This window comes from Gracilimonas amylolytica, assembly GCF_002911695.1.
Lineage (GTDB): Bacteria > Bacteroidota > Rhodothermia > Balneolales > Balneolaceae > Gracilimonas > Gracilimonas amylolytica.
Genome location: NZ_PQBS01000035.1, coordinates 1 through 12983, shown reverse-complemented (window position 1 = coordinate 12983; position 12983 = coordinate 1). Strand labels below are relative to the sequence as shown.

Below are 12983 nucleotides of genomic sequence, written 5' to 3'. Positions count from 1 at the left end.
AAAATCAAAATGGTCGATCTGAAAACATTGGGTCTCTCGATATGCAGATCTTATATTATTAGCCTGAAACTGAACCGGCCAAAACTGCTATGACCAAAACACAGATCGAGCAATATCTCTATAAGCACATCCCCATCACAAAGGCACTGGGAGTTAAAGCACTATCCTTTTCAAAAGATGAAATCAGGTTACAGGCTCCATTGTTCAATAATATCAATCACCGTTCGACGGCATTTGGTGGAAGCATCAGTAGTTTGCTGATCACCACCGGATGGTCTTATCTAAGGTTGTTATTCGATGATCAGGACCCGGTTCCTGCCATAGTGATCGGAAGAAGTTCGACGAATTACCTGAAACCGATAAATCAGGATTTTGTAGCCGAGTTACAGATCCCGGATGAGGAGAAGCTGTCAAAATTTATGGAAATGTATGAACGGTTTGGTAAGTCACGAATTACACTTAAAGCTTTTATAAAAAACGGGGAACAGGTTCAGGCTGCATTTGAAGGAGATTTTGTTGTGATGAAGCATCGGAGACAATAAAAGCGGGTCTGTATTTTGTGCATTGACCTCTAAAGGCGGTATATTTGCAGGCAAAATAAAAAGCCAAAATCATATACTATGCTCCTCAAAAACCTGAAACCCGTAAGCAGTTCACACAATGGTAAAGAAACCATCGATATCCGCCTTGATGGGGATGTGATCAAAGAGATCGGGAGTGGTTTAAATGCCACAAAAAACGAAGAAACTCATGATTTTGGAGGGGCATACGTTTCCCCGGGTTGGATGGATATGCATGTTCATTTACGTGATCCGGGTTTTGAACATAAGGAAACCATAAAAACAGGTTGTGATGCCGCTGCTTTTGGTGGATTTACAGCCGTAGCCTGCATGCCCAATACCAAACCGGCCACACATACCCGGGATGTAGTGGAATATATCATCAAAAAGGCCCAGAAGCTGCCGGTAGATGTTCACCCGATCGCTTGTGTAACTAAAGACCGTGCCGGTAAATCCATCGCTGAAATGGCGGACATGAAAGAGGGTGGTGCCGTGGCATTCAGTGATGACGGTGATCCGGTGTATGATTCTCAGGTGATGCGCGTGGCCCTGGAGTATTCTTCTATGCTGGGAATGCCCATCATCAACCACGAAGAAGACCTGGCACTGTCGCGACCCGGGCACATGAACGAAGGCAAGGTGGCAACCCGCCTCGGTTTGGATGGAACACCGGGAATTGCGGAGGAAGTGATGATCGCCAGGGATATCATGCTGGCAGAATATACCGGGGGGCATATTCATGTGGCTCACATCAGTACCAAGAATGCGGTGGATCTGGTTCGTCAGGCCAAGAAAAAAGGGATCAATGTAACGACAGAAGTTTGTGCCCATCACTTTGATCTGACGGATGAAGAGATCGAAAGAACGAATTTCAATACAAATTTCAAGATGCACCCGCCGCTTAGAACACAGGAAGATGTGGATGCCATGGTAGAGGGATTGATTGACGGCACCATTGATGCCATTTGCACCGATCATGCTCCGCATGCCATAGAAGAAAAAGAAGTAGAGTTCATCTATGCACCAAACGGCATCATCGGACTCGAAACAGCGTGGTCCATTTCAAACGAGAGACTGTTTCAAACCAAAAAGCTGGATCTTCAGCAACTGGTTGAAAAGCTATGCACCAAACCTCGGGAAATACTCAATCTTGAGGTTCCGGAGATCAAAGAAGGAGTGAAAGCCAACCTGACCTTCTTCAATATGGATGAGGAATGGACCTTCACTCCTAAGAATGTGCGATCTAAATCGAAGAATTCGCCCTATCTGAATCAAAAAATGAAAGGCCGTGCGGTTGGAATCTTCAACAAAGGTCAACTGGTACTGAATGAGCTTCGATAAATTACTTGCCATAGAGACAGCTACTCAGGTTTGTTCTGTTTGTTATCAGGATGAACGTGGGGAGGTCTTTGAGAAACGGACTGAAAGAAAAGGGTCTCATTCTGAGTTACTTTTTATTTTCATAAGGGAATTAATGGAAGAGAATGGATTCAGGATAAGTGATCTGAATGCTGTGCTTGTGAGTACAGGTCCCGGTTCATACACCGGGTTAAGGATCGCAGCAAGTTCCGTAAAGGGTTTACTGTTTGGTTTCGATATTCCCGTTTATGCGGGTAATACCCTGGCCGGTTTTGCGCAGATGTCCGGGATGGGGAAGGTCCATTCCGTAATTAATGCCAGAAGAAAGCATCTCTACCATCAGCTGTTTGATAAGAACAGTGAAGTAAAAGCCGTTTCAGAAGCCCGGATCCTTGAGCTGGATCAGATCGAAAACATGCTTAATGAGGGGGATTCGATCATTGGAACCGGAATGGACCGACTTGATGAGGAAAGAGTCGAGCAGTTAAAAGTACTTGAGGCTACTTCAATTTCTGCAAAAGGATTGATCGATCTGTTCAAAAGCGGATCAAAAGAAGAATTCTTCAGTAAAACAACGCCTGAAGAACTCGAATCAAATTATCTGTCGAGCAGTCAGGTCAACAATACAAATGTAAGCAAGGCGAATTCTAACTAAATCAGATTCAGAATTAAGCGTTAGAATCTTTATTTTTATCCCTTCAGAATCATAAAAAACTACATATGTCCTGGTTTAAAAGAAAAGACGAAAATATTCAAACCAACACACGCAAGGAAATGCCGGAAGGTGTGTGGATCAAAGTACCCACAACGGGAGAAACGATCCATAAGCGTGAACTGGAAGATAACCTATGGGTTGATCCGTTAAGTGGCTATCATTTCAGAATTGGAAGTGAAAAATATTTTGACATCATATTTGATAATGGAAAATTCAAGGAACTGGGGCAGGAAATTCAGCCAACCGATCCGCTGAATTTCGAAGACCGAAAGAAATACAAAGACCGTCTTAAAGAATATCAGGATAAGACCGGGCTTTCTGATGCTGCCAGAGTGGGCGTCGGTAAAATGAATAAGCTGGATCTTGTAGTAGCCTGTATGGATTTCTCATTCATTGGAGGAAGTATGGGTTCTGTGGTAGGTGAAAGACTTGGAATTGCTATTGACCATGCCCGCGAAAATAAGATCCCGCTGATCATCATTTCCCAGACCGGTGGAGCGCGCATGATGGAAAGTGTATTGAGCCTCATGCAAATGGCCAAGACCTCGGCCAAACTGGCTCAACTTGAAGAAGAAAATGTGCCTTACATTTCATACATGACAGACCCGACAACCGGTGGGGTAACTGCCAGTTATGCCATGCTCGGTGATTTCAATATCGCTGAACCTGGTGCGCTGATCGGTTTTGCAGGACCGCGTGTGATCCGCCAAACCATTGGGCGTGATCTGCCGGAAGGATTTCAAACAGCGGAATATCTGCTTGAACACGGTTTCCTGGATTTCATCGTGCCACGAACCAAGATGAAAGCGAAGCTGACGAAATTGCTCAAGATCGTTCTGCATAAGCATTAAAGCTAAATCTCTTACAGTAAGTAACTCACAGAAAAGAATGCTATCGGCGTTCTTTTCTTGTTTTAACCCAATTTGAAAAACACATGAAAAAATTAAGTCTATCCTTTTTCATCGTACTAATGTTGATGGTTTCTGCTGTGGCGCAGAATACCAAACCCATTGAGTTTGAGCATTTGTTTGACGGTACATTTTCTCCACAAACCGTACAAAATGTTCGCTGGATGAATGACGGTCAGTTCTATTCAGCAACCAGTAATAACCGGGTGATCAAATATGACATCATTGATGGAACCGAAACGGTTTTGTTTGATGGGAGTGAGTACAGTCTCAGTAATGGAGAATCTCCCTTTCCTGTACAGGGATATCAGTTTTCGGCCGATGAGTCAAAGTTATTGCTAAAAACAGAAGTTGAGCAGATCTGGAGAAGAAGTACCCGTGAAAATTATTATGTGTACGATATTGAAACCGGTACACTGACCAAGCTGACCGCCTCGAATGAAAAACAGCAATATGCTGAACTGTCTCCACAAGGTGATAAAGCTGCGTTCGTGAGAAATAACAACCTGTTCTGGGTGGATCTTAATACCGGTGAGGAGGTTCAGATCACAAATGATGGAGAGTTCAATAAGATCATCAATGGTGCAGCCGATTGGGTGTATGAAGAGGAATTTGGGTTTGCTAAAGCCTGGTTTTGGTCGCCGGATGGTGATCGGATCGCCTTTTATCGGTTCAATGAAGAGCGCGTCAAAGTATTCTTTATGACCGATTGGGGAAGCCTCTATCCGGATCAGGTTCGGTTCAAGTATCCAAAAGCTGGAGAGCAAAACTCATTAGTCACTATACATGTGTACGACCTGAACAATGGTGAAACCAAAACAATGGATATTGGCGAGGAAACGGATCAATATATCCCAAGGATCAACTGGACGCGTGATAATGATCTTTTGGCGATACGTAGAATGAACCGGCTTCAGAATAAACAGGATCTGCTCTTCGCTAATGTTGAAACCGGAGAAACCGATCTGATACTTACGGAAGAAAGTGATACCTGGCTGGATGTACACGATGACTTGTATTTCCTCGAAAACGGAGTTCAATTTATTACCACAAGCGATCGTGATGGATATAACCATATTTACCTGTATGGTATGGATGGTGAGCTTGTTCGGCAGGTGACGTCAGGCGAATGGGATGTAACAAATTTTGTAGGTCACGACGACAGGAATTACCGTTTGTATTACGTCAGTGCGGAGAGTTCACCCCTGGAAAGAAACTTATACAGTGTCCGGGTAGATGGCCGGCGAAAAAGTATGCTAACCAATGGTGAGGGATGGCATAACATCAATATGAGCCGGGATTTTAAGTACTTCATTGATACCTATTCTGATCACAACAAACCTCCGAGAATTTCACTTCACAGGCAGGATGGCCGGGAGATCCGTTTACTTGAATCAAATGATACGCTGGCAAACCGATTGAACGAATACAGCTATCTTGAAAAAGAGTTTATAACCGTTGAAGTCAATGGAACGACCCTGAACGCCTACATGATCAAACCGGTAAACTTTGATTCAACTCAAAGCTACCCGGTGTTGATGTACGTATATGGCGGTCCGGGAAGTCAAACTGTAACGAAGTCGTTTGAAAGCGGAATACGCCCGATGTGGCATCAGTATCTGGCGAATCAGGGATACATTGTGGTATCTGTAGATAACAGAGGAACCGGAGCAAGAGGGCGTGATTTCAAAAAGCAGACCTACAAAATACTGGGACAGTATGAAACAGAAGATCAAATAGCAGTTGCTAACTATCTGTCTGACCTGCCTTATGTGGATGAGAACCGGATCGGGATCTGGGGATGGAGTTATGGTGGATACATGTCATCTCTTTCACTGGCCGAGGGATCTGATGTTTTTACAACGGCTATTGCCGTGGCTCCCGTAACGGATTGGAGATTCTATGATACCATTTACACTGAGCGGTTTATGCAAACACCTCAGATGAATCCTGAGGGCTATAATAACGGTTCACCCCTTGAAAAAGCCGGCCAGATCGAAGGAAATTATTTGTTGATTCATGGTACCGGGGATGATAATGTGCATTTTCAGAACACCGTTGAGATGATCGATGCGATGGTTGAGGAAGATGTGGATTTTGAAACCATGATCTATCCCAACAGAAATCATGGTATTTACGGTGGCAACACAAGCCGACACCTGTATCGATTGATGAGTGATTTCATTCTTGAACATCTTTGATAGACCGAAATAAATTTAATTTAACACCAAACTTGGAATACAAGCATGCGCTTTGCTGATTACGCCAAAATTTATGTAACCGCCGGAAGAGGGGGAGATGGATCCCTGCACTTTCGAAGAGAAAAGTATGTCCCAAAAGGAGGTCCTGATGGAGGTGATGGCGGAAAAGGAGGAGATGTTGTGCTTGTTGGTAACGAACAGCTCAATACCATTCTTGATCTTCGCTACCGAAAATACATCAAAGCGGCAGCCGGAGATAATGGGGCTAAACAACGAAGTACCGGTGCCGACGGCAAGGATGAGATCCTGGAGGTGCCGCTGGGAACAGTCGCCTTTGATGCAGAAACCAAAGAGCGACTTGGAGAGATCACGGAACACGAACAAAAGCTGGTGATCGCCAAAGGCGGAAAGGGTGGGCTGGGGAACTGGCACTTTAAAAGTTCAACCAATCAAACGCCACAGTATGCACAGGAAGGAAAACCCGGTGAGGAACGGGTAGTGGAACTGGAATTGAAGCTGATCGCTGATGTAGGGCTGGTTGGTTTCCCGAATGCCGGAAAGAGTACCTTGTTGTCGGCATTGTCGCATGCCAAGCCAAAAATTGCCGATTATCCATTTACTACGCTTGAGCCCAATCTCGGGGTGGTCAAGTTTTCAGATTACCGCAGTTTTGTAATGGCTGATATCCCCGGCATCATAGAAGAAGCCCATGAAGGGAAGGGGCTTGGGATTCAGTTTCTGAGACATATTGAGCGAAATAATGTACTATTGTTCATGGTAAGCGCTATCTCTGATATTGAGTACGAGTACAAAGCCTTGCTGAATGAACTGAGATCATACCGAAAAGACCTTCTTGACAAACCCCGTGTTCTGGCCATCACAAAAATGGACCTTAAGGAAGGCTACGAGTTAGATCAGGAACTTCACTTTGATGACGAAATTCCCGTTATTCCTATTTCTTCGGCAACCGGCCACGGTGTCGATGAGCTTAGAGAGAAACTTTGGGAATTGATTCAAGATGTTAAAAAACAAGAAGAAACTTAGGGTACTATTAGCATTAAGCATTATACCGGGCTTTGGTTGCCGGCGCGTTTATAACCTTATCAGATATACCAAAGATCCGGAAAAGATCTTTCACCTTGGCAAGCGAGAGCTGCGGTCAGTAGAGGGGATTGGTGAGGCCTCAGCCTTATCCGTACTTGCGTTTGATGAGTGGGATAAGGTTGACCATATTCTGGAGCAAACAGAGAAGAATGGTTCAAAGATCATTACACTGGCTGATCCTGAATATCCTGACCTTTTGAAGCAGATCTACGATCCTCCCGTTCTTTTCTGGATCAAGGGAAATGCAGAAGCTTTGAAACAACCGGGGGTAGCCATAGTCGGGACCCGGAATACGTCACCATATGGCCGCAAAATGGCCAGGAAATTTACCGAGGATCTGGCTGATCAAAAATTATGCATATTCAGTGGCTTAGCTCATGGAATTGATTCCATTGCGCACCAAACAGCACTAGATAACAATACCCAAACAGTAGCTGTACTTGGTTCAGGGATCGATAATTTGTACCCACGCGAAAATGCCGGGCTGGCTAATGATATTGTGAGATCAGGTGGGGCAGTGATCACAGAATATCCGCTTGGTACGAATCCTGATGCCGGAAATTTCCCGGTTCGAAACCGGATCGTCAGTGGCATGAGTTTGGGGGTTTTAGTGATTGAATCAGGGATAAAGGGTGGCAGCATGATCACGGCAGATCTGGCTCTTGATCAAAACAGGGAAGTATTCGCATTGCCTCATCCCGTTGTGAGTCCTTCAGGTACCGGATGTAACTATTTGATCAAAAGAGGGGCAGCTAAACTTGTACAAACGGTGGATGATATTCTTGAAGAATTGCCTGTAAATGCGAATTCTGAAAGTAGCAGTGATGGCTCAAAGGTGCAGGAACAGAATAAAAAGGATTGGAGAAAGGAAGACCTTGATGAGAACTCCATCAAGATATGCGAGTTACTTCAACAAAAACCCTATCAGGTTGATGACCTGAGTGATAAAGTAGGCATGGATACAAGCCAGCTTTTGGTAGCCTTGCTTCAGCTCGAGATGGAAGGGTTGGTTTCACAAAAAGCAGGAAAGATCTTCGAGTTGAAATAATGTGTACGCTCAATCCCTTTAAGTTTATACAGATTTAATTTTCTGGCTAGAGATAAATGCTTGTTAATGTGCAGTTGTTTATTGTTTTGGGGAGTGGAATCATTTATTAAGGAATCTTAATATTTGAGTCATATTTATAACATTCATCTGAAAGGCGCATTATGGAAACCAATGTACCAGGCCCGATTCCTGATAGGGAATATGACAGGATCATGGAGCTATCGGAGCTTGATCTTGATTACTCCAATCTGAATTCACAGTTCAAAGACCTGACCAAGCTGGCTGCCAAAGTAGCCGGAACCGATATTTCTCTTATAAATCTGATCGACACTTTTACTCAGTGGTCGATAGCTCATTATGGCTTACCGGTCGAGCAGTTACCCAGGGAAAACTCGGTGTGTCAATACACGATCATGGATGACAAACCCCTGGAGATCAAGGACCTGAGTTCTGACGATCGCTTTAAAACCTTTGACTATGTTACACAGGACCCAAACCTTAGGTACTATTATGGAGTCCCGTAAACGACAGAGAATGGAAATAATATCGGGGCACTTTGTGTACTTGATGATGATCATAAACAACTCTCACCTGAAAAGATCGAGATGCTGTAGATCATAGCTGATGAGATCGTAGACAGGCTGGCAGCATTCAAGATATTGAATGATCTGAAAGATGAGCTGGAAGAATCCAGAAAGTCACAGCGAAAATTAAGTCATGATATAAGAGGTCCCCTGGGTGGAATCATAGGAGTTGCAGATCTGATCAAAGAACAGGGACAGGAAAACAAAATTGATGATATTCTTGAACTCATCAATTTGATCAAGCAGGGCGGACAATCGTTACTTGAACTAGCCGATGATGTATAGACCAGTAATTCGGATGGAGAAACGCGTCCTCCTAAATCTTCGGAATTCAATTTACTTACCCTCAAGGAAAAGCTTGAGAAATTGTACGCTCCTCAGGCTATAGCTAAAAATATTTCGTTCACGGTGGTCAATGAATCTGAGAACTCTGATATCCCTTTTCCAAAGAATAAGATCCTTCAAATACTCGGAAATGTAATCTAAAATGCCATTAAATTCACTCCCGATGGAGGAATGGTCAAGGTTCAGCAAAAGCTGAAAATTGATGAGGAGTCGGAAAATGCCAGGCTATTGTTTCTGGTTGAGGATACCGGAATGGGAATCAGTGAAGATAAGATTCAGGATATACTCAAAGGTGAAGCAAGCAGTACATCCGGTACAAAGGGAGAATCCGGCTATGGTTTTGGTTTACCGTTGGTAAAACATCTTATCTATAAGCTGAATGGCACCCTGGATATCAGCTCTGAAGTAGGGAAGGGAACCTTGTTTAAGATCGGCTTACCGTTCAAATAAGTATATAAGAGTAGATTAGGAAAAAAATACCGGTTCCGTTAGGCAGAAAGATGGTCAAATACAATCTTTTGATCGTTTATTCTGTCTTGGTTTCCACGGAACCGGTTTCTTATTTGTTTAGGTTTTGTACCTGTAAATGGCTGCAAGGCCTGAATTTTCTGGGACCTGCTCCTGCGACAGGCCATAAAGCGTACTGCCATTTCGGATAGCAGAAATGGCTGCAAAATTGATCAGGTCAATAGTTTTGCCATTCATCTTATCAGAGATCTCCACCTGATTTTTATCCGGATCAAAAATACCATACTGATGATAACCCATCGGCACAAAAAGGGTATCCACTTTACCAAAATAAGCACTCTTGATCACATCACTGATGTCAGTTGAGATCAGTTCACTGCCTTTCAGGTTATTAAAGCGTTCAATATCACTGTCTATTTCTTCACGGAAATAAGCTTCAACAATACTCCATGATTCATCTTCTAACTCTTTAACGCTTTTATTGTCGCAATTACCGGCAATGTAGTTATCGAGTACATTGAAGTACTTGTTAGCTTTTTTATAGAAAGAGACCATTTTCTCAGGTCCGGCAAGCACTAAAGGACCATTAACTTTCTTAAGATACTTGGTGACCTTGTTTTCAATGTGTTTCAGGAACAATTCCAGTTCCTTGTTGTTTTCGTCAGCTTCACCGCCTTGTCCATGGAAAACAGCTCCGCCGCCTCGGGCTCCGGAGTGGTGTTGCATAGATCGTTCATGTACATGGTATTTCAGATGATCTTCCATACTTGTGGGAACACTTTCAAAAGCGATCTGAGTGGTCTCATCCGGTTCCACCCTGAACATCTTGGTCTCATTCTGGCTGAGAAGAAGTACGTGATAAGAACTGTGATGGTTCTGAAGTTCAAGCAGTGGGGTGATCAGAAAGTTTTCAGAGATGTAGTAATTTTCTTTGGGAGACACAGGGATTTTAAAGAAATCGAAATAATTTTCGTTGGCATATATCGCTAACCCCTTGTCCTGATGCAGCCAGAACTGATTTTCTTCGGTCTTATCAACAACCGGTTTAAACAGTTCATCAACCCTATTTTCTTTCCAGCCTAAGTCGATCAGATCCGTTTTGGCTTTTTGTATCAAATTCTTAAGCCGTATGGAATCCTGTTTTGCTTCTTCCCCTGTTTTATGGGTTGGCAGAAAGATGGTGACATTCAACTCCTGGGTTTGACCAAGCAGTTTCTCAATGGTTTCTCTTCTTACTACACTCATTTATAACTCCTCTTTTAATTTAGATGTAGTTGTATATCTATTTATCACAACACATTCTGGGACTTAGTGTTCCCGAAAAATGTGGAGTTTACTACATGCAATTAATGAGGTTTGGCAATTAAAGTAAAGTGGTTTTAATGCCCGGATGGTATTTTTAGTATCAGGAACTTAGAGCCTCGATCATGACATCAATTTTCTTATCCAACGTGGCCACAGCAGGTCCGTAGTCATCGGCACTCATCAGGTTTACATTGACGCTGCAGTAGAATTTGATCTTCGGTTCAGTGCCTGATGGGCGAACCGATACCATGCTTCCATCCTCTGTGATAAACTGCAGTACATTGGAGGCGGGCAGGTCAATGTCGGTTACTTCTCCGGTAGCCATATTCTTCTCTTTAGAGCTTTGATAATCCTTGATGGTTACAACCTTGGAACCGGCCAGTTTTTTAGGGGGATTGGAGCGGAAGTTCATCATCATTTTCTTGATCTCTTCTGCTCCTGATTTTCCTTTCTTGTAAACTGATTTAAGGTCTTCCCGGAAAAGTCCGTATTCGACATACATATCAAGCAGGGCTTCGTACAAACTGCTCCCCTGATCTTTGTAGTAGGCGGCCATCTCTGCGATCATGGCACAGGATATCACGGCATCTTTATCTCTGACATGTTCCCCGATCAGGTATCCATAACTTTCCTCACCGCCGGCAATGAACTGTTTTTTACCTTCCAGTTTGGTCATCAGCTCACCTATGTACTTGAATCCGGTAAGGGTGTTAAAGCACTCAACCCCTTTATCTTTCGCAATGCGATCAATGATATAGGAAGTCACAACCGTTTTGACGATATACTCATTTCCGGTGATCTTTCCTGCCTTTTCCCAGGCTTCCAGCATATAATGGATCAGCAGGGAGCCGGTTTGATTACCATTCAGCAGAACCAGTTCTCCCTCCGTATTCCTAACAGCTATGCCAACACGGTCGGCATCAGGATCGGTAGCCATCACCAGGTCAGCACCGGTTCCCCGGGCTTTATCAAGGGCCATATCCAGGGCTTCTTTTTCTTCAGGATTCGGATATACCACCGTTGGGAAATTTCCGTCGGCTGTCATCTGTTCATCTACAAGGATGACATTCTCGAACCCAAAACGCTTCAAGGCGTCAGGTACAAGTTTTCGGGAGGTGCCGTGAATTGGGGAAAATACGATTTTCATATCCTTTTGACGGCTGATGGCATCTTTTGAAACGGACAATTTTTCAAGTTCCTCGAGGTAACGTTCATCGATCTCTGCTCCGATCATTTCTATCAGATCTTTGTTACGCTCAAACTTGACCTCATCTACCGAATTGATGTTTTGAACTTCATCCATCACCATTTTGTCATAGGGAGCGACCAACTGTCCGCCGTCGGCTCCATATGCCTTATACCCATTATATTCCTTAGGATTGTGAGAAGCCGTCAGCATAACACCGCTATGGCATTTCAGTTCTCTGATAGCAAAGGATAATTCCGGGGTAGGGCGCAGGGCATCGAAAAAGTAAACCTTGATACCGTTAGCTGAAAATACATCAGCCACAACATTTGCCAGTTCTGTTGAATGGTTTCGGCAATCGTGAGCGATCACCACTTTGATGTCCTCTCCGGTATATTGTTTTTTCAGGAAATTGGAGAGGCCCTGAGTGGCCATGCCAAAGGTATATTTATTTACGCGGTTTGAACCGACACCCATAATGCCACGAAGTCCGCCGGTACCAAACTCAAGATCTTTATAGAACGCATCGGTCAGTTCATCAAAATTCTTTGTATCTAAAAGTCTTTGGATCTCATTCTTAGTGTCCTCATCATAACTACCTGATAGCCATTGGTCGATCTTATTTTGTACAGCCGAATCTAATGCGTCCATCTTCTGAATATATCTGTGTTTTTGGATTCTTTATTTAAGGGAGTGAATATAAATAATTAAAGCAGGGGTTTCATTAAAACATTATTTATTCGATAAGGTTAGACATAATTGAGGCCTCGTTTCCGCTCCGACGCTGAGCGTCCGGAGCGAGGGTGAGTTACAGGACATAGGATATTGAAATACCAAATTGGCAAAGTCGACTGGTCCCACACGCTCTGCGTTGGAACCAAAACGGTACTTATTTTGTAAGACGGCCTCAACTGGGACCCATCCTTGTTCCTTCCCTCCGTGACGCTAACGCTCCGCAAGGAAGGAGACGCACTGGTGAAATTGGATGTTGCTTTTACCACCGAGTCCAAAAGGAGAATCGTTTTGGTTGAATTGTATTATCTGCTAAAATCCTCACCAAAGCGTCCCCTTTCCCTTGGTGCATACTGGTTGATAAAGCATGGCTATACGGAAAGATCTAATGACTACATCCAATACAAAAAATCGTAAAAGAGTGCGTTAGGGAAAGGGCCAGGGTTAGGGTCCGGTTGGATGGGGCAA

At 43.7% G+C, this 12983-nt stretch carries 12 protein-coding genes; 10 read left to right on the top strand and 2 right to left on the bottom strand.

Annotation, left to right across the window (positions count from 1 at the left end; genetic code table 11):
- Window positions 1-89 precede the first annotated feature (89 nt).
- The 10 genes from C3B73_RS08090 to C3B73_RS14010 all read left to right on the top strand — a co-directional run bounded on the left by C3B73_RS08090 (window position 90) and on the right by C3B73_RS14010 (window position 9274).
- Window positions 90-542, top strand: coding sequence for a YiiD C-terminal domain-containing protein (locus C3B73_RS08090; protein ID WP_103665098.1), 453 nt, complete (start codon window positions 90-92; stop codon window positions 540-542).
- 78 nt (window positions 543-620) lie between these two features.
- The gene (locus C3B73_RS08085; RefSeq protein ID WP_103665097.1) at window positions 621-1901 is read left to right on the top strand and encodes a dihydroorotase; all 1281 of its coding nucleotides are present in this window, start codon (window positions 621-623) and stop codon (window positions 1899-1901) included.
- Window positions 1888-2574 (top strand): tRNA (adenosine(37)-N6)-threonylcarbamoyltransferase complex dimerization subunit type 1 TsaB, encoded by a 687-nt coding sequence (gene tsaB / locus C3B73_RS08080; protein ID WP_103665096.1) that lies wholly within the window; start codon window positions 1888-1890, stop codon window positions 2572-2574. Before C3B73_RS08085 ends, tsaB begins: the two co-directional genes overlap by 14 nt.
- Window positions 2575-2639: 65 nt before the next feature.
- On the top strand, window positions 2640-3485 hold the full coding sequence (gene accD / locus C3B73_RS08075) for an acetyl-CoA carboxylase, carboxyltransferase subunit beta (RefSeq protein ID WP_103665095.1): 846 nt from the start codon (window positions 2640-2642) through the stop codon (window positions 3483-3485).
- An 83-nt stretch (window positions 3486-3568) separates the two neighbouring features.
- A complete protein-coding gene (locus C3B73_RS08070) occupies window positions 3569-5743 on the top strand; it encodes a S9 family peptidase (RefSeq protein WP_103665094.1) in 2175 nt (724 codons plus the stop codon).
- A 45-nt stretch (window positions 5744-5788) separates the two neighbouring features.
- Window positions 5789-6787: a GTPase ObgE gene (obgE, locus tag C3B73_RS08065; protein ID WP_103665093.1), complete on the top strand. Its 999-nt coding sequence runs from the start codon at window positions 5789-5791 to the stop codon at window positions 6785-6787.
- The gene (dprA, locus tag C3B73_RS08060; RefSeq protein ID WP_103665092.1) at window positions 6762-7895 is read left to right on the top strand and encodes a DNA-processing protein DprA; all 1134 of its coding nucleotides are present in this window, start codon (window positions 6762-6764) and stop codon (window positions 7893-7895) included. The genes obgE and dprA overlap by 26 nt, the downstream gene beginning before the upstream one ends.
- Before the next feature lie 161 nt (window positions 7896-8056).
- The gene (locus C3B73_RS14020; protein WP_198597312.1) at window positions 8057-8419 is read left to right on the top strand and encodes a GAF domain-containing protein; all 363 of its coding nucleotides are present in this window, start codon (window positions 8057-8059) and stop codon (window positions 8417-8419) included.
- A gap of 135 nt (window positions 8420-8554) precedes the next feature.
- Window positions 8555-8764 (top strand): histidine kinase dimerization/phospho-acceptor domain-containing protein, encoded by a 210-nt coding sequence (locus C3B73_RS14015; protein WP_198597311.1) that lies wholly within the window; start codon window positions 8555-8557, stop codon window positions 8762-8764.
- 207 nt (window positions 8765-8971) lie between these two features.
- Window positions 8972-9274: a sensor histidine kinase gene (locus C3B73_RS14010; protein ID WP_269801005.1), complete on the top strand. Its 303-nt coding sequence runs from the start codon at window positions 8972-8974 to the stop codon at window positions 9272-9274.
- 117 nt (window positions 9275-9391) lie between these two features.
- Here the strand turns inward: C3B73_RS14010 and C3B73_RS08050 are convergent, their stop codons facing one another.
- Window positions 9392-10537 carry a baeRF7 domain-containing protein gene (locus tag C3B73_RS08050; RefSeq protein WP_103665091.1) on the bottom strand — a complete coding sequence of 382 codons (1146 nt, stop codon included), beginning with the start codon at window positions 10535-10537 and terminating at the stop codon, window positions 9392-9394.
- Window positions 10538-10697: 160 nt separating this feature from the next.
- A complete protein-coding gene (locus C3B73_RS08045) occupies window positions 10698-12434 on the bottom strand; it encodes a phospho-sugar mutase (RefSeq protein ID WP_103665090.1) in 1737 nt (578 codons plus the stop codon).
- Window positions 12435-12983 lie beyond the last annotated feature (549 nt).